Source organism: Paraglaciecola sp. (assembly GCF_039942875.1).
Taxonomy (GTDB): Bacteria; Pseudomonadota; Gammaproteobacteria; order Enterobacterales; family Alteromonadaceae; genus Paraglaciecola.
In genome coordinates this window covers 1-24,555 of the sequence record NZ_JBDVBQ010000004.1, presented here as the reverse complement: position 1 = coordinate 24,555, position 24,555 = coordinate 1, and the positions used below count along the sequence as shown (strand labels likewise).

Sequence of the window (24,555 nt, the reverse complement as noted above, 5' to 3'; positions counted from 1 at the left end):
ACTCACACATCTTAAAAAACAATGGATAAGGTGTGTGAGTGGGTAGTATTTACGATTAAGTGAGAGGTACTAAAATGCGTTCAGTGCGAGGAATATAATAGTTTTCAGCATCCAAAGACATCAATACTTTTGTTGCCTTACCTTGTATTTCAATAGCGGGGACAAAGCCATAATATCGTGAATCTGCACTGTTATTACGGTTATCCCCTAACACCAAATAATGACCTTCAGGCACTTTCACAGCTTCAAAGTTATCTCTAGCATTAGCCACAGGCGTAAACTGCACAAAATGGGCAGTGTCATCTAAGTATTCAGTCTGCAAAAAAGGTTGCTTGGTAGGTGCATACTGCACTGCATCTCCATTTATGATTAACACATTGTTTTGCATTGCCACGGTATCACCCGGCTCACCAATCAGGCGTTTCACTAAACGATTATCAGCCTTTACAGAGTTGAAAACTACAATATCACCCCGCTGAGGTTTAGCGATTTCCATGACTTCAATATCGGTGAAAGGCACCTCTAAACGATACGCCATTTTATCAACAAAAATCCGGTCACCTTCAACGATAGTTGGTAACATTGAACCTGTAGGTACGTGATACCAATCAGCTAAACTGCTGCGAGATGCAAACATCAAGAGCATCAACGCTAAAAAACCCCAATTTTGCTTGAGTATACTGATAGCTCGAAATTTTTGTTTCATGGTTTCGCCCCTTCAAAGTAAGTTAAGTTCTGATTTGACCTTAACAAAGAACAGCAGGTTCACTATTTAAATGTAAACCTATATTTCAAAGGAGCATGGTGAGTAATCTAGGTACTATGAGATATTGTAAGGCAGAGGTTACACTTCTTGCCCGTCATACTTGCTTGCTAAATCATCTAATTCAGAGCAGGTATAATCAAACCCCTTACCATCGAACTCATAGGTTACTTTTACTGAGTCGGAGTTGTTAAACAATTTTGCTTTAACATCAGCCACAGACCAATGTTTAAGCTCATTTAAAAAACGATTGGCCACTGGTGCAGAAGGGAAGCTGTAACTAATTTCTGTTTGCATATATTTTAAATTAAATAAAAATAGTGTGATTGCATTATTATCTTAGTCAAGCATCAACTATGCAATCCACACCATAAATCATTCTACTAATTGACTACGTAGGGCGTTTAAAGCTGAAACCGCAAACCCAGCATCATAAAAATAAACAATATCACCTTGCGTATCTAAGAGGATGACTCTGGCATTGTTAGGATTTTGGTTGCCAGTAAAACGCTGTATCTTATCGCCATCTTCATAAACCGTAACGACTCCCTTCCATAACGCCTTTGGAATACCTTTACGCATACCACTATCTATCACAGTGCTAAACATGCGAGGAAACATCCCCTGAATAGACGGAATTTCATAAACAGCTACCTGGGTATTCGTCATGTCCAAGCCAATTAGCCAACGGTCTATATCAAACTGAGAATCTTGTTTATACCCCAGCAACAGCAAAGTAGGCTCACCTAAAAAGTCTTGAGGAATATTGACAGGCTCACCCTCTAGGTTTTGACCTGAGGCTGAAGGCATACTGTCTCCAATTTTGACGTTACTAGGATAGTCATAATTAGCACATCCCACCAAGCCAATAAAACAACACAATACCAATAACATTTTACTCTTCATGCCCACTCCTCCAAAGTTAATGGTGGTAATACGTTAGTCGATAAAAAATGGTTTAGTTCGGTGTCGATAAAACAAAATCCAGCGCACCTTTTATTGCGGCTACTTGTGCCAAAATACAATTTCCAGCATCTACTTTAGGGCTATCAGGGTAAACCTCTGTAGTCGTAACATATTTTGCATTCGTTACACTTGCACATAAACCTAAAGGTTTCAGGTCATAGTTAATTACACCTTGTTGTTGAATTTGCTCACCAATAATTCGACCACTTTCATCAGCTGGCGCAATATGGGTAACCTTCTCAACCGCCTGAATCACAGCACGCTGAAAATCAGCACAAGGGTTGGCACTATCACCCACAGTGTAGAATCCATCGGGTATCGCCCATTCTTTATGGTCTACTGCATCTCTTGCCGCAAGTGCTGGGCGAAACTCAGAATTATCAGTATCGGTAGTTTCGTGTAAGTCTATGTGCATCACAAAATCTAGATCTGCAACTAACCTCATTAATGCGGCCGACTCTTGTGCAGGGCTATGAATATAAAACGAGCGGTTAGGGTCAATCGCATCAGGGTTCCAACGATTAATGGTTTCGTATCCCCAAGGGCTAACACAAGGCACTATCATAAGATTAAAAAATTGATGATAATTTTTCGCTTCGCTAGCTGCAAACCTTAGCGCTCCGAGTACACCGCTGGTTTCATACCCATGCACACCACCGGTAACTAAGACATTAGGTTTACTTTTGTCCCAAGTCAGGCTTCCTAACGCGTATAGTGGGAACTTCCCTACTTCGTAATCTAGCGTCCCATGCTGCTCAATATCAAACTGTGAAGCCAAGCCATCTAATTGGCTCACCACATCGTCTTGATACGAACGCTTTTTAGTTTGACTCGCTAACCAGAGACACTTTTGCTGGTCGCCCCATTTTTGTCCTGGTTCGCCTATTGGATATGAATTGGTTTGCATAATATGCTCCTCTAAAGTCTTGATTAATTTATGATTTAGCTATTGCCAACTAGCATAAGTTAAGTAATCAAATACCAGCTTTCTTTAATAGTGTCTGGATTTCAGCAGTGATTTTTTGCTCCCACTCGACCTTTTTCTCAGCGACAAGTTGTTGTAAAAAAGGTTGGATAGGTAGTTTCAACCCATCACAAAATAGGAAGGCCTCGGGAATAGGTGCCAATATTCGTACTTTAGCTGCAGAGTTTGGGGGATTAAGCAAAAGAGTTACGTCAAATATGGTCTCCGTTTCAAAGGTACTGTCGCAATTCAAGACAACCTTCTGACCTAGAAAGTCTTTATTCACTTTACCTTGCATTACCACTTCAATGGGCAAAGTTAACCTAATGTCGTCTGCGGCATTTGAAAAACCAACTACCCCAGCTTTATTTACCTGAAAATCATAGGTGCCAAAATCCCAAGGTTGATTTTTTTCGTTATGTAAAACCTTAGGAGTATTCTGTTCAATTAAGGCTACTATCAACTTGTCTGTGATAGTTTTTGCTTCTACATGTGTTTGCAAAACCATTAAAAATAAAACTAAAGCTTTTAAAATTTTAACGTTAATAATGTCCTAACCCCGTAATAACTAAACTCAGGTAATGATCCCCGATAAACAATCAAAAGGCTACAAAATTAAAAATATCGCAAGTAGGAATATTGTGAATTTACTTCGCTTTTTTGCCCGCGATCTCCGCAATAAGCATAAAAAAAGCCAGCTAGGGTAACTAGCTGGCTCTAACTTGTTGGGAAGTCATGCTCTTTTTATTGTTTGTTATTTGGTGTTCTAAACCCAACAAAACCTAAAGTTCACTATACAGCTAAAAGCAAAATACAGGCCACATAATTAATTAATAAATATCAAATACTTAAGTAATATAAATTTAAAAAAACCAAATAATGTAAAAATAATAGACACAAATAACTCTAGGTAACTTGCCGATGCCCCAAAACTAGAACAAACCATTAGTCACTCTTATATTAACTAAGATCAAAGCGACAGATTAACTGCCTTCGCAACCGTCATGATTTGTTCATAATGCTATGCCAATCTAGCTCACACGTATTAAGGTTACTTAACCAGTTTACATATATAAAACCCCATCATAATGCAGTCTATTCGCCTTACTTCAGGTATTTCTATTAACTACCAAGACACAGGTAAAAAATCCGCTCCTGTCATTATTCTTATTATGGGCCTAGGGGCCCAAATGACGGTTTGGCCCGATGAGTTATACCAAGGTCTAGTCGAAAAAGGTTTTAGAGTGATTCGATTTGATAACCGAGACGTGGGCTTATCGAGTCAATTAGACGAGCTAGGGCAACCTAGTTTATTCAGAAACTGGATAAGCAAACATTTGCGTTTAAAGACACATGCTCCCTACAAGCTAGAAGATATGGCAAATGATGTGCTGCAATTAATGGCAGCCTTAAATATTAAAAAAGCCCATTTAGTTGGGGCTTCAATGGGCGGAATGATCGCACAGATCATAGCAGCAAAGCATAGAAAGAAAGTCCTGAGCTTAACCTCAATTATGTCTTCTCCCTCAGCCGCAACGTCAACCCCAAAACTAAGTTTATTGTTGAGGTTAGCTAGGCCACCAATAAAAACAAACAGAGAGGCCGCCATTCGATACAACATAAAAATGAACCGCCTAATAAGTGGTAGCGCCTACCCTATAGATGAATCAAGATTACGAACCCATGCCACGCTCAACATTGATAGGGCTCATAACCCAGCGGGTGTAAGAAGGCAATTGGTCGCGATCACTACAAGCCGCGATAGACATAAATTATTAAAGAAAATCAAAGCCTCGACTCTGGTTATACATGGTTCGGACGACCCCATTATTTCGGTCGCTGGCGGAAAAGAAACCGCCGCACGTATTCGTAAATCCAAACTTAAAATCATTGACGGCTTGGGGCATAACTTCCCTCCGGTTTTAATGAGCCAAATGACTAAATGGATAGCTAAGCATGCCACCAAAGCTGAGAAAAAGCGCCGATTAAAAAAGAAGTCTAAAGCTATAAAACTAAAAGAATTGAGTAACGATTAGCACCACGGTCATTTATTAGGTGGCAATTACAGCTGCCAAGCAATTTCGTTTCTTAGCTTTTCAACTGTCTTAACATCAGCTCCTGCTACAGCAGCATATACAAAAGTTTGATTACTAACCTTTACACACTTTATCGCAGCGCGGTTATGGCTAAAATTACCGTAAACATAATTACCGTTTTTAACAACTGACTTAAATCCCAATGAGTTTAAAATAGAAACACCTTTTACAGCACATAACTCTGGCGTCTCATTTACGACTTTGTGATGAGACCACAATTGAGGTGTATATTCTTTTTCAACAGTTATCAGCTTTGTCTCAGTAACAACTTGTGTCTCAATAACTTTTTCGGCTTTAGACGCACAACCCAATAATGTGACAGCAAATACTACAGTTAGATATTTGATAAAACGCTCCTAGATATATGACTTTTAAAATATGGGAATTTTAGGTATCCATTGATGAAATTCAGCAAGTAAAATTTCTACTGCACTTATTAATATTTTTACAAATCACAAGTATTCAACAGTTTCTCCCTCAGTAAACTTGAGGTACACACCATAATAATTGTACTTCGAATCTTCAGCCTCCCTCGTCTCCAAAGCATTTAAAAATAAGCCTCTATGCTTCTTAGCCTTTTCAAAAGCATTAAGAACAACTTGATCGTCACTTTCCTTTAGGAAGAAGTCATCGTCCGAACATAATACAGGCGCGCATATTAATAGAAATACTGACAGGCTCTTCATTATAAATTCCATGATTCAAAAAGCCCTGATAAAGGGCTGATAGTAATTCGTTAAAATAACGAGGAAATAAATGCAACCAATTATTGGAAGTTCGTTTGAAACGGCTTATAAAAATACTTGAATGCACCGTATAATTTAGCACTACCATCTAAGCCATTATCAGCGTTAAGCTAACAGCTACTTAGCGGCCTGAATGGCTAACCCTTCACACACCGAGTTAAAGGCGTCACCTTCCATTAATGGTAGGTTAGGTAGCATCTCTAGTAACTCTTTTTGCACTATAGGTGACAAACTCATGCCACCTGTAATAAATAACATTTCTGGCTGTTCTGCACTGTTATCTAAACATTCTTTTACTAGCTTTTTCACCCTACGTAACCATGACTGCATGGAGCGTTGTAACTCTTCTACATTAATATCGACACCGTAATCAGCTTCAATGTAATGTAGAGGCAAGGTAATCGCTTGCTTAGAGGATAAGAGCTCTTTAGCTAAGCGGGCAGAGTTCACTAATCTTGCTGATAGTTTATCTTCTTGCACTGTGAGTAAGCGCTCTAATAACTCAGGCTCTTTCACCATGTGTTTGGTTTGCGCAATTTCTAAACCGTACTCTTCAGAGAAAAAACGATTCAACTTTGGAATATCGTCAACAGCACACATATCAGAGTAATAAGTGGGCGGCACAGGCAAACCATTAGTCATTAGCAAGCCTTGACCCATACTCGGCGAAATAGATTTAACGATAAGATTTTTGTCGCATTCCATGCCGCCCAAACGGGTACCTGTTACAGATAGCACATCTTGCTGGCGATCAAAGTTGGCGAGCTTTTCTGGAGATAATCGAATACAACAAATATCTGTAGTACCACCGCCAATATCTACCACCAGCACATTGGTATGTTTATTTAGGGTGCGTTCAATTTTATACGCTGCAGCAATAGGTTCTTCTAAGAAGTTCACTTTGCTAAAACCGGCTTTTTGAGCAGCTTGGGTCATAATGCCAATGGCTTGGTTGTTACCAGCATCGCCTCGAGTACCATGAAACTTAACAGGGCGGCCAATCACCGCGGTATCAACGGGCATATTTAATTGCTGCTCGGCACTTAACCTAAAAAACTCTAACTGTTTAGCAATCATACCAATAAATGCCTGCTGCTGACCTTCTACTAAACTGGCCCCTAAAAAGTTTTTAGGTGAATAAATCAAACGCCCTTTGTCGGGTGTTTTTAAATAACGTTTAAAGCCCTCTTCACCAAATGCAAACTGCCCTGTATCTACCAACTGCTGTAACGACAAGTCTTGTACCGTCATATCTTTAAGTAACAATTGTATGGCGCGGCGTTGTAATGCGGGGCGGTTGTGTAGCTCAGCGCGCAGCTCATCAATTCTATCGCTGTACACTCGCTGCTCTCTTGGGTCTTTGGCTTCGTAATAACCATCTTTAGCTTTATCAAGCTGTTCGGTTATAGCTTGTTTGATACGTGACACTTTAGCTTCAATAATAGCTGCAGGCGGTAACGGCAATTCATCTTGATAGTAGATAAACACAGACGAACGGATTTTATTTGCTGACTCTAAGCTAGGGTCAAGTTTTATAAAATGATGCTGCTCACCATCAAAATACACCACCTCAGAATTTGATGTTCCGTAATCTATACCAATTGCTGCCATGTCTGCTGCTCTAAACCTAAGTAATGCTTAAAAAATATGGCCGAGAATTGTAATAGAAAATATCGAATACTGCATCAGCTGTTTAAGCTTCTTTTTACGGTGGCGGTAAAGTACATCTGGTGGCGACAACTTTACTTATCAAAATAAATAATTCTTCTATTTGCTAAGTCAGCACGCTTGATATCTTCTTCGTAGTATTTATTTAGTAACTTGTCTAATTCTTTATTTTTTTCCATTTTTCTTAAACCCGCTTCGATTCTTTGCGCGATCCTTGGCGCACTTTTAGAAACATAAACGTGGGTTACCAATGGGATATACAAAGCCAAGTTGGGTTCTACCATCAAATTAGGAAGTTTATTTCTACGGGTGTTTAGTTCGTCATAAGCCTCGTAAATGGCTCTAGGAGTATAATCAAAACGCCGCTTTTCTAGCATTGAAAATACGCCTTCAAACGTATGTGAAGTGGTCATATTCATGTTTGCTTGTTCAAACATCTCAGTTATCACCCAGTCTCTTTGCAAGCCAGCAGTTAAGATATTTAAGTCTTCAAGTGTTTTAATATTGGCGAATTTATCTAGGTCTGCTTTGTGTATTAACAGTAGCCGATAACTCATTAACCCACGTCGAATAGGAATTTTTATTGCGATAGCCCGCTCGTCCCACGTTTTGCTAGACGCGGCTATATAAGTATTAATTAGCTCACCATCACTAATAGAATAAAGGGCGCGACCAGGCGTCATATTTACATCTACGGCATGGTATAAATACGATCCAAATTCAGGGATCGTTATCTCAAGAGCACGAAATATAACTTCATCTTTATGCCGCTCTCTTTTATCCATTCCTAAAAGAGGTTTAAGTAGTTTCACCTCATCAATAGAGTAAACCTCGGTTACAAAGCTACACAAGGTAAACAATAATAATGTTCGAACAAGATGTTTTAAAATATTCAGCTCCCCTCAATTTAATAACTTGAGTTTAAATTTACTGAACCTAAATATAGCTATAATTTTGAAAATTAAAATTTTTATACCCATGTAATTTTACAAAAACCGCTCTCAATATTGATAATTTTAAGTTACCAATATTCAAATCAAAGAGGTACTTATTCTGTAGCAACACTGCATATTTGCTACACATACGTATGGCTTACCTCTTAATTCCAGGTAGTTGCATGATCATAAAATGCCTCAATTTTTATTTATTAGCACAAAAGGTCAAATATCCTCAAATTTTGGGGTATAAAATAGCTCAACTCTTACTAAGGACTAGCTATGAAATACTTAAATGCTATTCAAAAAGCCATTGATTATATTGAAGAAAACTTAGATAAACCGCTTCCTTTGACTGCAATATCTGCTCACGCTCGTATGAGCCATTGGCATTTTCAGCGAATATTCAAAGCCCTTACCAACGAAACATTAAAGTCATATGTACGTTCAAGACGTATCGCTAATTCTATAGATAGTTTGTACGACAAAAATCTATCAATACTCGATGTGGCCATTGCCTCAGGGTTTGAATCTCATGAATCTTATACCCGAGCGTTTCAGAAATTATTTGGGTATACCCCAAGCGAGTACCGACAAAGGGCGAGCCAAGCCTTAATCATCAAAAAAGCAAAATTTGATCAAGGCTATTTAGAAAACCTACATCAAAACTTGCTATTAGAGCCTCGTATTTATACATCTAGCGCTAAAGTTTTAGTGGGCACAAAAATAGAAGTCATAGGTATAGAATCTGAACAAACCAATATTGCTGAAAAGCTACCTGCTCTATGGGAAAGCTTCATGCCTAGGCTGCCTGAAATTAAGCACAAAGTTGAAGGCACCTGCTACGGCATCATCACCATTGAAGAAAACTCAGAGTCTCAGCAGAAGTTATTTTATATGTCATGTATTGAAGTATCACAATTGAGCAGTATACCTGACTCCATGGTGAGTATTACCTTGCCTGCGCAGCAATACGCCGAGTTCAAGCATACAGGACAGGTGAATACCGATCATTTTAACCAAACTATCAGTTACATCTACTCCAGCTGGTTATTAGGCTCAAATATGAAACACACCTATGGTCCAGATGTTGAAACCTATGGGCCTGAGTTTAATTATCAATCTGATGACTCCATCGTGTATTACGCCGTACCTATTGAATCAATGTAATCAGTCCATGCATGACCGAGGAAGTACTATGCCCTATTTAGAGTTAATTGCGATGCTAGCTATGAGCCAGTATTTATTTTTTGGTGCCATAACAGGCAAAGCGAGAAGAAAAAGTGGCCTTGCTGCCCCAGCAATTAGCGGGTCTGTCGAGTTCGAAAAAATGTACCGAGTGCAAATGAATACTCTCGAAATGCTAGTTGCGTTTTTACCCGCTCTGTTTGTGGCTGGGCAACACCAAAACCCCGAATGGGTGGCGGCTATTGGCTGTGTTTACTTACTAGGTAGATTTATCTATTGGCGAGCTTATATCAGTAATCCGTCATCTAGAACCTTAGGCTTTATGGTAACCCTTATCCCAATTGTAGTACTTGCCGCTTTAGCAATATTTAGTGTAGTGAATGCACTTTTTAACTGAATGCAACATTCAATTTTAAGCATGTAAAGAGATGAAAAATGATTAAATTATATAGCTTTGGGCCTAGCTTAAATGTGCCTGAACCAAGCCCTTTTGTATTAAAAGTAAACTTTTTGCTTACTGTTTCAAAGCAGCCTTTTGAAGTACTCAGTGGTACCCAATATTTGCAAAAAGCACCGAAAGGAAAACTCCCATATATTGAAGATGGCAATAAAACTGTAACTGATAGCTTTTTTATAGAAAAGTACCTAAAAGACACATATAAGGTTGATGTTAATAGCCACTTAAGCACCGAGCAAAAAGCGATATCACACTTAGCATGTGCCAGCCTAGAGGAGCGCTTATATTGGTGTATTGTACATTTTAGATGGGTGTACCAGAGTAACTGGGAAATAATCAAACCCATCTTTTTTGGTGGCATGCCGTTTCCACTTAACAAGATAATCCCTAAAGTTGCCAGAAAGGGCATGATAAAAGCTATGCATGGCCATGGTATAGGCCGTCACAGTGAAGCTGAAATACTGCAAATAGCCGAAGCTCAATTACACGCTATGAGTGATTTACTAGGAGACAAAGAGTACTTTTTTAATAACAAACTCAGCCTACTCGATATCACTAGCTACGCTATGTTGGTACAAATACTATTACCAACCATGCCCTCACCTTTGGTGAACTTAACAAAAAGATATAGCAACTTGGTGACATTTTGTGAGCGAATGCACACTAGATATTATGGTTAATATCCCGTTAAACCTTATTTAAAAACAACGTAAAGCCACTATAACGTGGCTTTTTTCTGGCTGCTTTCCCAGCGTCGCCATGACATCATCACACCTGTGTACACCAATAAGCATGCTAACAGCGAAGCAATACCAGCTAAAGTTTGAAACTACTCAAAAGGTATTTTGCGTGCTTCCAAACCATAATTATAAACTATCAATTTCAGTACTGGCTTTTGCACAGTGAGAAGCTGAAAGCCAAACACTTAATCCTAGCAATAGGATACATGTAACCATGCCAAGCTGAGTCGTAGTAGCCAAGGCATTTAATCCCCATACTTCAACCACTTGCCCAGACAATACCGCCGCCCAAGCAAAGCCACTAGTAAGTAGAGGCGTGGCTACTGCCGCCCATTTACCCTCATTATCGAGTGTTCCAGCTAACGACAACAACACTGGGAAGCTAAATTGCAAGGCACAAATAGCTGGAAATAACCCCATTAAAAACATATTTGGCGAGGTACTATTAATAGCCACAGTCCAACCTATTGCACAGACAACAAAAGCACAAAACAGTGGTTTTTCTGGGCCAAAGCGTGCACTACTCATGCCGCCAATTAAACACGCAAAAGCCGAGACAAATAGAATCCCTCCTATACTGTTGCCTGACTGCTCAAAGCTCATACCTAGGTTAGTCGCTATAGTAAACATAAAGGCAAAACCTTGGCCGCTAAAACTCACAAACAACACCCCCATAATAATGATAATCACAGGCCTCAGACTGATGTTAAAGGCTGTACTCTTGGGGTCTGGTGCACTTTGACTTTCATTCCTATCTACTGCTTCATGCTTATAAACAAACATGACTAACCAAAATACCACACTTAAAATAACGCTAAACATAAAGCCACCGGCAACACCGCTTTTTTCTGTGGCCATGCTAGCGCCTGCAACCATAAAAGACATTAACAGTACGCCTATCATGTCAACTAAACCAAACAGGGTACCAGCCGAGTTTGAACGGGCTATAAAGCTTGAAGTTACCCCCATCAACACCCCCACACTTATGCCGCTTAAGAGTTGCAGCAACAAAGTAGAAACGGCATAACTAAAGAACAAACTATTTAGTATTTGGCAAGCAACTAAAAGCAAGCCTGCACAGCTAATAATGCGCCTATATGAATATCGCTCTAATGCTTTTGCTACAACAAAAGTAGCCAGAGAAATGCCAATGAAAGGCGCTGCCACTAGCCAACCTGACAAGCCAGCTTTAAAGCCAACTTCACTCATAAACTGCGTTAACAACACAGGCTTGACTGAGCTAAACAAGGTGGACATAGAAAACGCCGCACTAGCGGCAATAATGAGCCCAATGTGAGGCAGTAAATACCTAAAACGACTCATCATTCTGCAAATCTCTTTTTATGGGTGGCCTGGATTTTTTCTTGTATGTGTTCACCCGCTGTTGTTGCAGTAAACCTACAGGGCTGTTCGTCAGATATAAACTGCTGCAATGGCTCAACCCAGGTTGGGCTATCTGGATCAAAAAACATTGCAATGGATAACCTGTCTTTGCCATGGGTACAAGGTGCTACCCGGTGTAAAGTCGAGCGATAGTGACCATTGCTCCAGCGCTCAAGCAAGTCACCACTATTGACCACTACGGTATTTTCTTTAGGCTCTACCCCTTGCCATTGGTCTTTGTGATTTAACACCTGTAAGCCGCCTACACTGTCTTGAAATAACAAGGTTAAAAACCCGTAATCTGTATGGGCCCCAGCACCTAATTGTTGCTCAACCACAGAATCTGCAGATTGCGCAGGATAGTAAAGTAAACGCAGAGAAATACTCTCGCCATTATGAGTCGAACTAAAAAAATCCTCATCAAGATTCAAATGTTTAGCCATGGTTTTCTGCAAGGTATGGCCTGCAGAAAGGGCATTTGCATAAAACTGCTGCATCAGAGCTTTAAACTCCACCGATGGCCAGCGATCGTCAGCAATATCCCCCATAATAATATTGCGCATGGTAAAGGTTTCTTTTAAATCTGCAGGAGCAGTTGGATCTAAGTTTTCTTCCTTTAACCCTTGATACCCAAAGTTTTCTGTAGCTGAGCGGTATTGGCAACGCAGCTTAGTATTTTCATCGCCTGTAAAAAAAGCTCGACTCTGGTCATATACTTTTTTAAGCAGTTCAGTATCAATACCGAAATCACTGATTTGCATAAAACCTAAGTCACTCAAACTATCGTGAATGGCTTGGCCAGGATTTGGATCGTGATTAAACTGAATGACAGGTATCGACATGTATTCCTTCCTTAACTGATTAATGGCAACCGTCGAAGTGATAGCGTATTCAAAAACTGAAGTTAGTTAGCATTAGACGTATTTTACGGAGTAAAATAACTAACCTCAGTTCTGGATAAGAAATGTCGAAGAAGTTGTTTTTTATTATTATATTTTAGATAGTTAAGTTAAATATCAACGTATCACTACCTGTAACGTTAAGCGTCAATAGCATGACCTAATAAATCAGATACAGCCACCCTTAACCTATATAAAAATACTAAACATTGTGTATTTTAAATGCAATGGGCAAATATCCCTGATTTCATCTAAAGATTTTAAACGAGTAATTGGGTAAACTTGATAAACTAACTACTATGGAAAATCCAAATCAGATAGACCTCAATTAAAAAGAGCAACAGTGAAATCACTACTAAAACTCATTTTTTCATTAACTTTGGTGTTCATTAGTATTTTTATAGTGATGAAATTCACAGGTTTCATTACTATTGAAAAAGTTGAAAATTGGCTATTAATGGCAAAAAACACTGGGGTGGTAACACTCATGTTGATTGTCATTGTTATCCTCTTGTCTGACCTGCTGTTGTCTATCCCTACTCTTGCTACCGTTACCCTAAGTGGATATTTTTTAGGTCATACTTATGGTGCCATAGCCAGCCTAATAGGTTTGATGCTAGTGGGCTTAATGGGATATATGGTGAGTCTTTACCATGGTGAAAAAATCGAAAAACGTATTTTACCAACAAGTGAACAGCGTTTAGATGCACGGCAAAACTTTACAAAGCACGGCTACGTGATGATACTTTTTTCAAGAGCCATTCCTATGTTGCCAGAGATATCAGCTTGTATGGCAGGTATGACTAACATGCCCTTTAATAGATTCATAGGAGCATGGCTGCTGAGTATCACTCCCTATGTATTAATTTGTACCTATGCAGGCTCAATTAGCTCATTAGATAACCCTGCCCCTGCAATCTATAGTGCAATAAGCGTTAATGTTATCCTATGGTTAGCTTGGTATTATCATCGCGTAAAAACAAAGTGCAGCTAACGATTTTCCAAGCGGTTGTAATCTAACAGCCCCCCCTCGATTGGTTTATGAGCCATGAAAGTTTGATTTAACCTATCACTGAATGCCCAAAAATCTGCAGAAGAGCGGCGTACCGCAAAAAAATCTAAAAATGACTCGTAGTCTTTCTGTGTTTTAATTTCCTGAGCCTTAGCTACTAATTTTGCAATATCGGCTTCTTTTACATGCCAAAATACATCTGGATAACTTCCTAACAAGCCGTGCACTAAGGTCACGTTATCATTTTGAAAATCACGATTGTCTTCCTCAAAAAACAAGCTATTTACATTGTAATGAGCACTGTTGCGTACTAACGTGAAAATTTCTGGGGTATCACTGTTTTCTAGTTCAACCATTATCATACTCAGCTCAGGCAAGATTGAGGCACTAAACCCTTGCAACTTATTTAGCTCTGCAAGTAACGCCTTGTTGTTATGGCTCAACTTACTGTCTTTAATTTTGTATTCGTTGGGTTGCACTGATTTAAGGTGTTCAGCAAACATATCAAACAGTTCTTCTTTATAATTTTTAGTGGTGAATTCTATGCCACTTGGTTGGTCAAACTTATTAACTTTACCTTGCATAAAAGAAGTTAACTCTGGCCCTGCTTTTTGATACCAAGACTTATGTACTTCACTACGACTTTGGGGGGGTAAAAATGCCAAAAAGTTTGCCTCTCCTTCTAGCCGTAAAAAGTCCATATATAAACGGGTTAATAATTGATGACCGTAATTACCATACACATCAAAACCAGCTACCAACAAATAATGAATACGCTCAAGTAATGGATAATCTATTACCCAAGCGGTTTTTGGTGGCGCGCCAACCAGCCCCTTGATTACACTGGCATTATCGAAATGCCTAAATATGGTAAGGCTAGCGTTATCGTTATTGCCATCACCATTCCAAATATCATCTATAGACAACTGTTGGCCACCTTCTACCGCCGAATTCATAAACTTGTGCCGAGCACGTACATAGTCACCTTGACGTTTTGCATACTCAACCCAATTCACTGCCAAAGCAGTACTTTCTTGTTCAGCAGGTAAACGCAAGTTATCACGTTGCGATTCATAAAAAGCATTCAGCTCTGGGGATGTTGCCACTTCAGGTTTTACAAAATACACCCAAAAATGATCGTTGATCACGTTAAGGGCCACCTGTCCTCGGCAAACAGGACCTTTGATGTAACCCATAATGGTATTTTGGGCACGCTCTAACATAAAACGATAACGAGCATTTACGGGTAACTGTGCAAATGCGGTTAAGGGATTAGCGGCAACTTCTGGTTCATAACTTGGCATAGAGATGACGTTATACTCAGCATCCACAAACCATGATTGCCATTTATCTAACAAAGACGTATCTATGGCATAGGGCTGATGGGTTTTGGTGACTATGGTTGAGACAACAGGCTGTAATCGATAATACACACGAGATACATCAGGCTTATCAAAAGGACGGCGACTAGCAATAATATCAATAGGCTCACCAATAGGCGTTCTTGAACGCACTAAATTATAAAATTGTGGTTGAGTGTGAGGTTCAACTAATTCTTTAAAATATAAATGAGTGGTGAACAGATGCTCGTATATATACCGAGCGCTTAATTGCATATTCAATGAGTCAACATTTAAGAAGCCTTCTAAATTATCTACCGCTTGCTGTTGCTCTGCTGAAATAGGCGCTCGATTAGGCATATAAGCCCCCTGCTCAATCCAAGTCATTAACGTATTATGCTCGTCACTAGTCAGCTCGGGAAGAGCATAGGGCATTCCTGCAAAAGGCTGACTATCAGCGTAAGCACTAAACTCTTGTATAGTTGGGCACTCTTGACTTCTATCTATGGACACGTCAAAACGGTCATCAAGCAACTTATCTTTAGGTAGTGGATGTTGTTGCTTTAATTGCAGCATCTTCGCTAAAACAGAGGCTTGAGTATTAGCTACTGGGTTTTGTTGCCGCTCATTAAGTACCGGATAAAAGCCACGCTCACGCCACGCTATAGGATTTAAAGCATCCATAAACAAACGATTAGGTGTGGTGGCTAAAAGACGATCACCGTGATACACCTTTTCTTTATTTGCACCACGCTCAATGCCTTCTGGAGAACTCATTTTCAATTGGCAAGGAGCATCATAACAAGCATGACAAACCACGCACCGTTGTTCGATAATAGGGGCAACATCATCTTCGAAGAATTGACTTGCAGAGCTAGGGGATGAGGCTTGTTCTATATTTGCAGAAGCTCGGTTTTCTGAGTTTTCATCACCATAAAGCTTATTCAAATCCAAGTTAGCGATAGTCGCACAACCCGACAGAATCAAAACCGCTATGATGAAAACTTTCAGTTTTCGAATGTGTGTGTTTAGCATAGTTATTCCACTCAAATACATTATAAACAGCCATTTATAATCATAACTCACTGCCCCTTAGCTAACAATTTTACATTTGTAAGCTAGGCTTAATTTTATTCACCAACACGGACTGTACTGAATATGCGCTTTTCAACACACCTTTATGCTCTACTTACCTCAAGCCTCTTATTTACGACTGTTAATTTATGTATGGCCAAGGAGACAGAGCAATATAAACCCAGTCAGCCACAACAACTTGCGCAAGTTTACCAAGACGATATAAAGGTTAAAGAATATTGGATAAGCGAGAAGCTAGACGGTATCCGTGCCCGCTGGACAGGCTCAGAACTTATCACCCGCAATGGCAATAGAATTCATGCACCAAGCTGGTTTGTAAAAGGCTTCGGTAAACAAGTATTAGATGGTGAGTTATGGTTAGCACGTAATAGTTTTGAAAAAACTGCCTCAATTGTATTACGAGATACTCCCACAAATGACTGGAAGCATATCAAATATATGTTGTTTGATTTACCCCAACATAAGGAAGATTTTACCCGTAGGCTTAATGATTTAGAAACGATAGTAGATGACTGTACCAGTCCCTATATGTTCGTTATTCCCCATTTCAAGTTAAACACTAAAGCTCAATTAATGGCCAAGCTAGATGAGTTGGTAGCCCAAGGTGCTGAAGGATTAATGTTGCATCATCAAAGAGCTACCTATCAGAATGGTCGAAGTGCAAACTTGCTTAAGTTAAAAAAACACCAAGACAGCGAAGCTACTGTGGTTGCCCATTTGCCAGGGAAAGGTAAATATCTAGGTATGTTAGGAGCAATATTGGTAGAGCTAGATAGCGGTCTACAATTTAAGATAGGCTCCGGTTTTAGCGACCTACAAAGACGAAACCCACCTCAAATAGGCACAACAGTCACCTTCAAATATTATGGATACACCGCAAAAGGCATTCCCCGTTTCGCCGTTTTTTTGAGAGTAAAACCTGATTTAACCAAGAGTTAACTGCGCAAATTGACCACTGTCATAACACTGACGCATTTCATTCGTACACTAAGCTAGTCAATATTATTGGATAGTAAGAATGAGTGAACTCACTAGCACCCTTTCAACCCACAACCCAGAGCGTACTTCGAACCACTTATCTCAATGGCTTTTTGTTGCCCTACTTGTTTATCTGCTTATTTGTGCAGTAAGCATTATTGGGGGCGGTTTTAAAATGGCTGCTGGAAGCCATGCTGAAGAGCTATTTGCCTTTGCAAGTAACCCTTTTGCAGGTTTGGTAATAGGTACAGTAGCGACAGCTTTAATCCAGTCTTCTTCGACGGTTACCGCCATTATAGTAGGCCTAGTAGCTGGCGGCTTGCCAGTTTCGGTGGCGGTTCCTATGGTGATGGGGGCAAATATTGGCACCTCTATTACCAATACCATAGTGTCTTTAGGTCATGTAAAAGCTAAAGAAGAATTTTCTCGTGCCTTTTCTGCAGCCACAGTACATGACTTTTTCAATCTGCTTTCAGTACTGATATTTTTACCGGTAGAAATTTCCTTTGGATTACTTGAAAAGTTAGGCTCTTTGCTTGCTCAATTATTTTATGGTGGCAGCGAAGTTTCAATGCATAGCTTCAATTTTGTGAAAGCTGCCACCTCACCAGTTGTCAGCAATGTTAAATATGCTTTGCAATCATTGGGAGACCAAACGGGCGGAATTGTTTTAATTGTAATTGGCATCATACTGATTTTTGTATCCATCACTTTGGTTGGAAAACTACTCAAAAAACTCATGGTGGGTAAAGCGCGGCAAATAATGCACTCAGCCATTGGGCGCAGTCCAATATCAGGAATTTTTTCTGGCACACTGGTAACTGTATTAGTGCAATCTTCGTCCACCACCACCTCGTTGATGGTGCCCTTAGCGGGGACAGGATCATTTAGCTTAAAGCAGATTTATCCATTCACCCTAGGGGCAAATGTTGGTACATGTATCACGGCAGTGTTAGCAGCTACCGCAGTAACGGGTAATAGCGAAGCGGCTCTTCAAATAGCCTTTATTCATCTAACTTACAATATTTTAGGCGTAATACTAATTTATGGGCTGCCATTATTACGCTATATCCCAGTGCAATGCGCCGAATGGATGGGCCGCCGTGCTTCAGAAAACAAGATGATAGCTTTAGGGTATATCTTAGGAGTGTTCTTCGTCATACCAAGTTTGTGTATTCTTATTTCCAACCAATTTCAGTAATGAGTTAATTCTATGGCAAATATCAACTTACTAAGTACCGAACGCCTGCACTCTTTGATTGTAGATACCGAAAATACACTTAAACAACTCAGAATAGAATTAGACAGACGGGAGTTGCTGAAACAAGAAAGTGCGATTGAACATTTAGAACAGCACATGAAAGATGCAGAATTGAGCTTAAATACCATACATCAGTTTTTAGCTTATCTTGTCAATGATTTAAAAAATCGAGAATCGACTTAGGATATAGTTTTAAAAAACGTAGTAACCAAGCTAAATCAACATAAGCGAAGCTACCACATTGAACAGTTATATAAACATACTTAGCAGAACTATTTATTATCGGTAGTATCAACCGTTTTACGAGTCAGTTTGTCAGACACATAATTGTAAAGTGAGTACAAAACCAAAACAACACAACAGGCCGAGATTGCACCACAAGGCACCCACACCACCCAAAGTCCGGTGTTATAACCACCGATAGCCATAACGCCTAATATAACAGCCACAGAGAACTCAATAACTAAAGCTTCGAAGTTCAAATAGTAACTAGGCTCTATCGTTTTTGCCGCATAATGATTAACTTTAATGCTCATACCGCCCTCCTTGTTAAACAGCAACTCAACACCCAAGAGAAGCGCTGAGTCTGTTTTGATTAGGTCATATTGATATACAACCTATAGTCTCAAATGATACCAAATTTACGCTCATAGTACAAAAAACATGCATACTTGACACTGACATCATCACTTCCCCCCCCTCAAATGAAACGTAAAGCTTTTCTTAATAAGCGCTTTAAATCGTATCAATGAATAAGTGGAGACATCATCAATGCGCATATATAGTTGAACACGACATTATGACTCTTAAGTACCATTGGACACAGACTAATTCACAAGGCCAGCTTACTATCAGCTTGTTTGATTTTAGCTACTAAATTCAATGTATCTGCACTTTTTTTACCAAATTAAATTTCCAAGTAATTGGCGCTATCTAAATTCTAGTGTGATCACCTTCTCGGCTCTTTGATTCTTTTGAAACGAGAATAAACAACACTCTTGGCTAACTCAACTCTGTAACATATTAAACAAGTCCGACCTACTCGATATAGAAGAATTTACATTTTTATTAGATGAGATTGAATATCAGCGCTTAAAAAAAAAAACGCTAGCTGATGCAAAAGATGAATGACATTTGAAGTAGGTTATAAATTTTTGTCTCGACTATTTACTGCACTCAAAAATCCAGAGTTGATCTCAAAGTCGTTGATCATTTTCATCATTTGAAATTTAATTGTTTCAACAGCTTTGTCTTCAGTATGTAAGTAATGAATAAAGGCATCCTGATCTTTTTTCCTTAACACATCAACAAATCGATAACATACCCACCATTTATTTGAGTTTGCATTTGACAAGCTTTCAGGTTCGAGTAAATGTTTATATTTTTCAATTATATCGTTTTGAATATCCAACTGCTCTGGCGAGTCACAAGATATTCCAATAAAATAACTAGTTCCTTCAATTGCAAAGTAAACACTAAAGTGGTTGGTGTTATTTGTCGATTTCCAACTTTTTTTATTAATGATAATCGGATAAGACGCCCCTTTTCCTGTAATTATATTGTGTGGAATTTCATCGATTACCCAATCATCTTTTTGCACGCGTTTAAGCTCATCAAATAATGCTTTCCTTAAGCTTTCAAAAAAATCATTAGCGATTTTTTCTTGAGCTTTTGGTAAATTATTTTTCAACTCAACCGCTAGCTCATAGCTGGATTTATCTTTAAGAATATACTCTGATAAAGACATTACTTTTTCCTGATAATTATTGTTTAATTTATCGATTACATTTTTATAGTCGCCTAAAGCCGCATTTAAGTTGGTAATGTTTTGCACTTCATGCTGGCAAGAATCTAACCAATCAATAATTTCTTTTTGGTAACTTATTGATTTATACAAAGCTTGTTTCTTACCACTTAGCGACTCTACATAATCGCCATTAATAGTGAATTCATTTAAGCTATATTGACTTGGTTTTCTTCTGTCTAAACTCAAATAAACAAGCAAAATATCCATAACACTTGCTTTTGAATTTTCTTCTTGAATTATCTTTAAATATCGAACTACTTGATTCTCTTGATCTGAGGCATAAATTTTATTTTCAATAATAATATGCTTATCACCGTCAGTGATATAAAGGTCAATGTTTCTATATTCTTTATAAACTGAGCAATTCTGAATGTTAACTTCAAACCCTAGCGACTCAGCCTTGATTACATCAATAAACTTGTCAAGAAATAGCGTGTCCTGAAAGTGTTCGCCTTTTGGGTCAAGAAAAGAAAACAACATATTGGAATGTAAACGGACTTCATCGTGTTCGTTTAATACTGCGGTTAATATATTGTAATTATTTAAGCCTCGTTTTTTCTGTTCATTTTGTTTATGTTTAAACTCATTAAGTTTTTTAAACTCACCATCATAATCCATTAAATTATTTCCCATTAATTTACGTTAAAACACTAAAGGCGGATGACAGCTCAACAATACTCCCCTAAAGAATAAAACCTTTAACGTTTTTTATTTGGCGCTTCAAGTAACCGCGTATTCGGCAAGGTATCTGTGTATTTAGCTTCTTTTTCTAAGGCTTCTAAATCTTTTACTATCAGCTGATTACGTTTTTTATCTATGGTGCCGTCTTTCTTCCAAAGCTGTAGCTGTTTATTGACTATTTGCCGCACTGTGCCAGACATTCTGGCTAGAGTGTCGTCGTTTAAGCCGTTGACTAAATGGTGCTGATGCTCTTCTTCTTTGCGGCCGGTATAAAACTTAATTTTCTTAATATGTTTTAAAATGATACGACTTAAACGTGTGGTGACATTGTGCAAAATCACACTACTGGCTTGCTCTTCTTTCTCGCGCATTTTTTGAGCAAGATAAGGCATAAACTGTTTATTGAACTCTGGGTAGGTCCACAACCAATTACGCATGGTATCCAGTTTAACCGACAGTAACTTAACCGTGCTCAAAGGCGACACTATGACATCGTGGGGCTGATCATCTAACAGCACAATCAAATCAAAACAGTCACCGGCGTACAGCATATCTAAGGTGGTTTCTCGACCTGTCTCTGGATTACATTGTTTGATTTCTACTTGGCCGTCTAACACCACAAAAAATCGTTCGGTAAGTAATTTAGGATCAAAGTATTCACCTTTGTGCCATTCGTTCAATAGAAACTCTTGTTGAAAGTCTTCTATTAACGTAGCCGGCAATCCCGCAAACATGTTTGCTTGTTTCACCAATACTGGGCTGGCTTTTTGCGGTAAATGAGAAACGTCTGGGTGCATAAAAAATTAGATTTAAGCAGTACTGTAAATAAGTAAAGTCATTCTACCCTGTTGTGGGTATATACCCAAGCCACAACAAAATAACAAACTTTCAATAACTGTCACAATTGTGACATCGGCATTTTTTGAGCCTGCGTATTATAGCCCCACTAACCAAACATCTTGAGTGTTAGCGGCAAAGTTAGCTAGTCAATATCAAGGTGTTTATGTGGTCAAACTGCTTACTTGGTCAACACCATAAGCATTAGATTAAACCAACTAAATATTAGGTGATTATTATGACAAAGATTATAGGTATTGATTTAGGAACAACCAATTCATGTTTAGCAGTGATGGAAGCAGGCAAGGCAAAAATTATTGAAAATGCCGAAGGTAGCCGCACCACACCATCAATTGTTGCTTATGCAAACAACGAAACATTAACGGGTCAACCCGCTAAAAGACAAGCGGTGACCAACTCAACGAATACATTATTCGCCATTAAGCGTTTAATTGGTCGCAAATTCGACGACAAAGAAGTACAAAAAGACATTAAGTTAGCACCCTATAAAATTGTAAAAGCTGATAACGGCGATGCATGGGTTGAAGTCAATGGTAAAGCCTTGTCACCACAAGAAGTATCTGCTCAGATTTTACGTAAACTAAAAAAAGACGCTGAAGCCTACCTAGGTGAAACCGTCACAGATGCAGTCATTACGGTACCGGCTTACTTTAATGATTCACAGCGTCAAGCCACTAAAGATGCAGGTAAAATTGCAGGACTTAACGTGAAACGTATTATTAACGAGCCTACAGCTGCAGCACTGGCCTACGGCGTAGACAAAAACAGTCAAGCCGACCAAAAAGTAGCAGTATACGATTTAGGTGGAGGAACCTTTGATGTGTCCATTATCGAAATGTCGAATGTAGATGGTGAGAAACAATTTGAAGTACTCGCCACAAACGGCGATACCTTTTTAGGTGGTGAAGACTTTGACTTACGCCTAATTAACTACTTAGCAGATGAGTTCAAAAAGGAAAGTGGCATTGATGTACAACAAGACTCTTTAGCGTTACAGCGTATTAAAGAAGGGGCTGAAAAAGCAAAAATCGAGTTGTCATCCGCATTACAAACCGAAGTGAACTTGCCGTACATAACAGCTGATGCAAGTGGCCCTAAACACTTAAATGTGAAGGTAACACGAGCCAAACTAGAGTCGCTAGTAGATGACCTAGTTAAAAGCACCATTGCCCCGTGTGAGCAAGCATTAAAAGATGCAGGTGTGAGTATCAGCGAAATAAGCGAGGTGATTTTGGTAGGTGGTCAAACACGTATGCCAAAAGTACAAGAAGCCGTTAAAGACTTCTTTGGTAAAGAGCCACGTAAAGATGTTAACCCAGACGAAGCAGTAGCACTTGGTGCAACCATTCAATCTGGTGTGTTATCTGGTGAAGTTGACGATGTATTGTTGTTAGATGTAACGCCATTATCACTTGGTATCGAAACCCTAGGCGGCGTAATGACTAAGCTGATAGAGAAAAACGCCACCATACCTACACGGGCATCTGAAGTATTCTCTACAGCTGAAGACAACCAAGCAGCGGTAACTGTACATGTGTTACAAGGTCAGCGTGAAATGGCTGCGGATAATAAATCACTGGGGCAATTTAACCTAAGTGACATTAGCCCAGGGCCGGGAGGTTCGGTACAAATTGAGGTCACCTTTGATATTGATGCAAACGGAATTTTAAATGTATCAGCCAAAGACAAGGCCACAGGTAAAGAGCAAAGCATTGAGATTACCGCTTCGGGTGGTTTAACTGAGGATGAAATCAATCGCTTAGTGAAAGATGCCGAACAACATGCGGGCGAAGACAAGCGAAAACGAGAGTTAGTTGAGCAACGTAATCAAGCCGATCAACTGATACATACGGTGCAAACATCAATGACAAGTTTGCCTGAAGCACAGCAAACTGAGCTTAAAACCTTAGTTGAACAGCTTAAAATGGCAGTTAACGGTGATGATAAGTCAGCCATTGAAATGCGCCAAAAAGCATTGCAAGAAGCTTACGCTAGCATAATGCAAGCTCAGCAGGCACAGACTCAACAACAAGGGCAAACAAGTCAGCAGCAAGACGCGCCTGCCAGCAACAGTGCTAACGACGATATAATCGATGCTGATTTTGAAGATGTAAGCAACGGTTAACCGTTCAGTACAACACGGTTTGTGTAAGCAAGCCTTACTTTTAAAATACTAGTTTTGATAAATACAAAGCCCCTAATTCTGGTTATTAGGGGCTTTTTTTATCTTAGAAAACACCAGTATGCATAACCAAACTAAAGCTAGGTTTAAGTTGGCACCGCGCCATAAGCAACCAACAAAATAAGTAACAACCCCACTAAGGCAACCATAATAGTGGTATCCAAAACATCCATAGTGTGATCTTTTTCTAGTAAAGATGCCAAAGTGTGCATAGTAGGAAAAAGAAAAATCAACAAAAGTATATTCGGCACCGAGAATAACAGAGGGAAGTCGGCATGGTTGGGATCCACAAAGCTTTGATAATAAGCAATCGCTAAGAAGGTAAATGGCACTGTTAGATACAGTAATTGGGCAATACCCCCAAATGCATTTGCTAAAGCTATGCCGTATTCTTTTTTACGATGAGATGTCCACAATATAACGTATTCGCTCATGCCAGCAAAGCCGCAAGTATTAAGGCTGCAACTATGCCACTCACGCCCATCTCATCGATAACCAAAGATGCAAATTCGGCGATGCTTTCCCCCCCTAATACT

The 24,555-nt window shown here is 39.3% G+C and carries 24 protein-coding genes; 9 read left to right on the top strand and 15 right to left on the bottom strand.

The window, feature by feature from the left end; genetic code table 11:
• Positions 1-55: 55 nt before the first annotated feature.
• From lepB to ABJE44_RS00610, 5 genes are all read right to left on the bottom strand, one after another.
• Positions 56-706, bottom strand: a complete 651-nt coding sequence (lepB, locus tag ABJE44_RS00630) for a signal peptidase I (protein ID WP_348113112.1) — start codon at positions 704-706, stop codon at positions 56-58.
• Between the two features lie 138 nt (positions 707-844).
• Entirely contained in the window at positions 845-1,060 is a 216-nt protein-coding gene (locus ABJE44_RS00625) for a hypothetical protein (RefSeq protein ID WP_348113113.1), read from the bottom strand.
• A gap of 78 nt (positions 1,061-1,138) precedes the next feature.
• Positions 1,139-1,669 carry a hypothetical protein gene (locus ABJE44_RS00620; protein WP_348113114.1) on the bottom strand — a complete coding sequence of 177 codons (531 nt, stop codon included), beginning with the start codon at positions 1,667-1,669 and terminating at the stop codon, positions 1,139-1,141.
• Positions 1,670-1,721: 52 nt separating this feature from the next.
• Positions 1,722-2,636, bottom strand: coding sequence for a M14 family metallocarboxypeptidase (locus ABJE44_RS00615; protein ID WP_348113115.1), 915 nt, complete (start codon positions 2,634-2,636; stop codon positions 1,722-1,724).
• Between the two features lie 67 nt (positions 2,637-2,703).
• On the bottom strand, positions 2,704-3,201 hold the full coding sequence (locus ABJE44_RS00610) for a hypothetical protein (RefSeq protein ID WP_348113116.1): 498 nt from the start codon (positions 3,199-3,201) through the stop codon (positions 2,704-2,706).
• A 580-nt stretch (positions 3,202-3,781) separates the two neighbouring features.
• Here ABJE44_RS00610 and ABJE44_RS00605 point away from each other — a divergent pair.
• Entirely contained in the window at positions 3,782-4,729 is a 948-nt protein-coding gene (locus ABJE44_RS00605; RefSeq protein ID WP_348113117.1) for an alpha/beta hydrolase, read from the top strand.
• Between the two features lie 26 nt (positions 4,730-4,755).
• Here the strand turns inward: ABJE44_RS00605 and ABJE44_RS00600 are convergent, their stop codons facing one another.
• From ABJE44_RS00600 to ABJE44_RS00590, 3 genes are all read right to left on the bottom strand, one after another.
• Positions 4,756-5,100, bottom strand: a complete 345-nt coding sequence (locus tag ABJE44_RS00600; protein WP_348113118.1) for a hypothetical protein — start codon at positions 5,098-5,100, stop codon at positions 4,756-4,758.
• 552 nt (positions 5,101-5,652) lie between these two features.
• On the bottom strand, positions 5,653-7,146 hold the full coding sequence (locus ABJE44_RS00595; RefSeq protein WP_348113119.1) for an Hsp70 family protein: 1,494 nt from the start codon (positions 7,144-7,146) through the stop codon (positions 5,653-5,655).
• A 131-nt stretch (positions 7,147-7,277) separates the two neighbouring features.
• Complete coding sequence (locus ABJE44_RS00590; protein WP_348113120.1) at positions 7,278-8,063, bottom strand: hypothetical protein; 786 nt, start codon at positions 8,061-8,063, stop codon at positions 7,278-7,280.
• A 357-nt stretch (positions 8,064-8,420) separates the two neighbouring features.
• Between ABJE44_RS00590 and ABJE44_RS00585 the strand changes: the two genes are divergently transcribed.
• From ABJE44_RS00585 to ABJE44_RS00575, 3 genes are read left to right on the top strand one after another with little or no spacing between them, the layout of a single operon-like run.
• Positions 8,421-9,308 carry an AraC family transcriptional regulator gene (locus tag ABJE44_RS00585; RefSeq protein WP_348113121.1) on the top strand — a complete coding sequence of 296 codons (888 nt, stop codon included), beginning with the start codon at positions 8,421-8,423 and terminating at the stop codon, positions 9,306-9,308.
• Between the two features lie 28 nt (positions 9,309-9,336).
• On the top strand, positions 9,337-9,723 hold the full coding sequence (locus ABJE44_RS00580) for an MAPEG family protein (RefSeq protein WP_348113122.1): 387 nt from the start codon (positions 9,337-9,339) through the stop codon (positions 9,721-9,723).
• A gap of 38 nt (positions 9,724-9,761) precedes the next feature.
• Positions 9,762-10,463, top strand: a complete 702-nt coding sequence (locus tag ABJE44_RS00575; RefSeq protein ID WP_348113124.1) for a glutathione S-transferase family protein — start codon at positions 9,762-9,764, stop codon at positions 10,461-10,463.
• A gap of 186 nt (positions 10,464-10,649) precedes the next feature.
• Here the strand turns inward: ABJE44_RS00575 and ABJE44_RS00570 are convergent, their stop codons facing one another.
• Positions 10,650-11,849 (bottom strand): MFS transporter, encoded by a 1,200-nt coding sequence (locus ABJE44_RS00570; protein WP_348113125.1) that lies wholly within the window; start codon positions 11,847-11,849, stop codon positions 10,650-10,652.
• Positions 11,846-12,748 (bottom strand): 2OG-Fe(II) oxygenase family protein, encoded by a 903-nt coding sequence (locus tag ABJE44_RS00565; protein ID WP_348113127.1) that lies wholly within the window; start codon positions 12,746-12,748, stop codon positions 11,846-11,848. The genes ABJE44_RS00570 and ABJE44_RS00565 overlap by 4 nt, the downstream gene beginning before the upstream one ends.
• Before the next feature lie 400 nt (positions 12,749-13,148).
• Here ABJE44_RS00565 and ABJE44_RS00560 point away from each other — a divergent pair, with 400 nt between their 5' ends.
• Positions 13,149-13,799 (top strand): VTT domain-containing protein, encoded by a 651-nt coding sequence (locus ABJE44_RS00560; RefSeq protein WP_348113128.1) that lies wholly within the window; start codon positions 13,149-13,151, stop codon positions 13,797-13,799.
• On the opposite strand, the gene ABJE44_RS00555 is transcribed toward ABJE44_RS00560, so the two are convergent.
• On the bottom strand, positions 13,796-16,192 hold the full coding sequence (locus tag ABJE44_RS00555; protein ID WP_348113130.1) for a fatty acid cis/trans isomerase: 2,397 nt from the start codon (positions 16,190-16,192) through the stop codon (positions 13,796-13,798). The two genes, ABJE44_RS00560 and ABJE44_RS00555, sit on opposite strands and share 4 nt — an antisense overlap.
• A 123-nt stretch (positions 16,193-16,315) precedes the next feature.
• On the opposite strand from ABJE44_RS00555, the gene ABJE44_RS00550 reads away from it, so the two are divergent.
• The 3 genes from ABJE44_RS00550 to ABJE44_RS00540 all read left to right on the top strand — a co-directional run bounded on the left by ABJE44_RS00550 (position 16,316) and on the right by ABJE44_RS00540 (position 18,674).
• Positions 16,316-17,191: a DNA ligase gene (locus ABJE44_RS00550; protein WP_348113131.1), complete on the top strand. Its 876-nt coding sequence runs from the start codon at positions 16,316-16,318 to the stop codon at positions 17,189-17,191.
• A 79-nt stretch (positions 17,192-17,270) separates the two neighbouring features.
• The gene (locus ABJE44_RS00545; RefSeq protein ID WP_348113132.1) at positions 17,271-18,431 is read left to right on the top strand and encodes a Na/Pi symporter; all 1,161 of its coding nucleotides are present in this window, start codon (positions 17,271-17,273) and stop codon (positions 18,429-18,431) included.
• 12 nt (positions 18,432-18,443) lie between these two features.
• Positions 18,444-18,674, top strand: a complete 231-nt coding sequence (locus ABJE44_RS00540) for a hypothetical protein (protein WP_348113133.1) — start codon at positions 18,444-18,446, stop codon at positions 18,672-18,674.
• An 89-nt stretch (positions 18,675-18,763) separates the two neighbouring features.
• Here ABJE44_RS00540 and ABJE44_RS00535 read toward each other — a convergent pair whose 3' ends face one another.
• The 3 genes from ABJE44_RS00535 to ABJE44_RS00525 all read right to left on the bottom strand — a co-directional run bounded on the left by ABJE44_RS00535 (position 18,764) and on the right by ABJE44_RS00525 (position 21,776).
• Positions 18,764-19,027, bottom strand: a complete 264-nt coding sequence (locus ABJE44_RS00535; protein WP_348113134.1) for a hypothetical protein — start codon at positions 19,025-19,027, stop codon at positions 18,764-18,766.
• A 608-nt stretch (positions 19,028-19,635) separates the two neighbouring features.
• Positions 19,636-20,916 carry a PD-(D/E)XK nuclease family protein gene (locus tag ABJE44_RS00530; RefSeq protein ID WP_348113135.1) on the bottom strand — a complete coding sequence of 427 codons (1,281 nt, stop codon included), beginning with the start codon at positions 20,914-20,916 and terminating at the stop codon, positions 19,636-19,638.
• A gap of 80 nt (positions 20,917-20,996) precedes the next feature.
• On the bottom strand, positions 20,997-21,776 hold the full coding sequence (locus ABJE44_RS00525) for a Crp/Fnr family transcriptional regulator (protein ID WP_348113136.1): 780 nt from the start codon (positions 21,774-21,776) through the stop codon (positions 20,997-20,999).
• Between the two features lie 278 nt (positions 21,777-22,054).
• Here ABJE44_RS00525 and dnaK point away from each other — a divergent pair, with 278 nt between their 5' ends.
• Positions 22,055-23,962: a molecular chaperone DnaK gene (dnaK, locus tag ABJE44_RS00520; RefSeq protein WP_348113137.1), complete on the top strand. Its 1,908-nt coding sequence runs from the start codon at positions 22,055-22,057 to the stop codon at positions 23,960-23,962.
• 143 nt (positions 23,963-24,105) lie between these two features.
• On the opposite strand, the gene ABJE44_RS00515 is transcribed toward dnaK, so the two are convergent.
• Complete coding sequence (locus ABJE44_RS00515) at positions 24,106-24,453, bottom strand: hypothetical protein (RefSeq protein WP_348113138.1); 348 nt, start codon at positions 24,451-24,453, stop codon at positions 24,106-24,108.
• Positions 24,454-24,555: the final 102 nt, after the last annotated feature.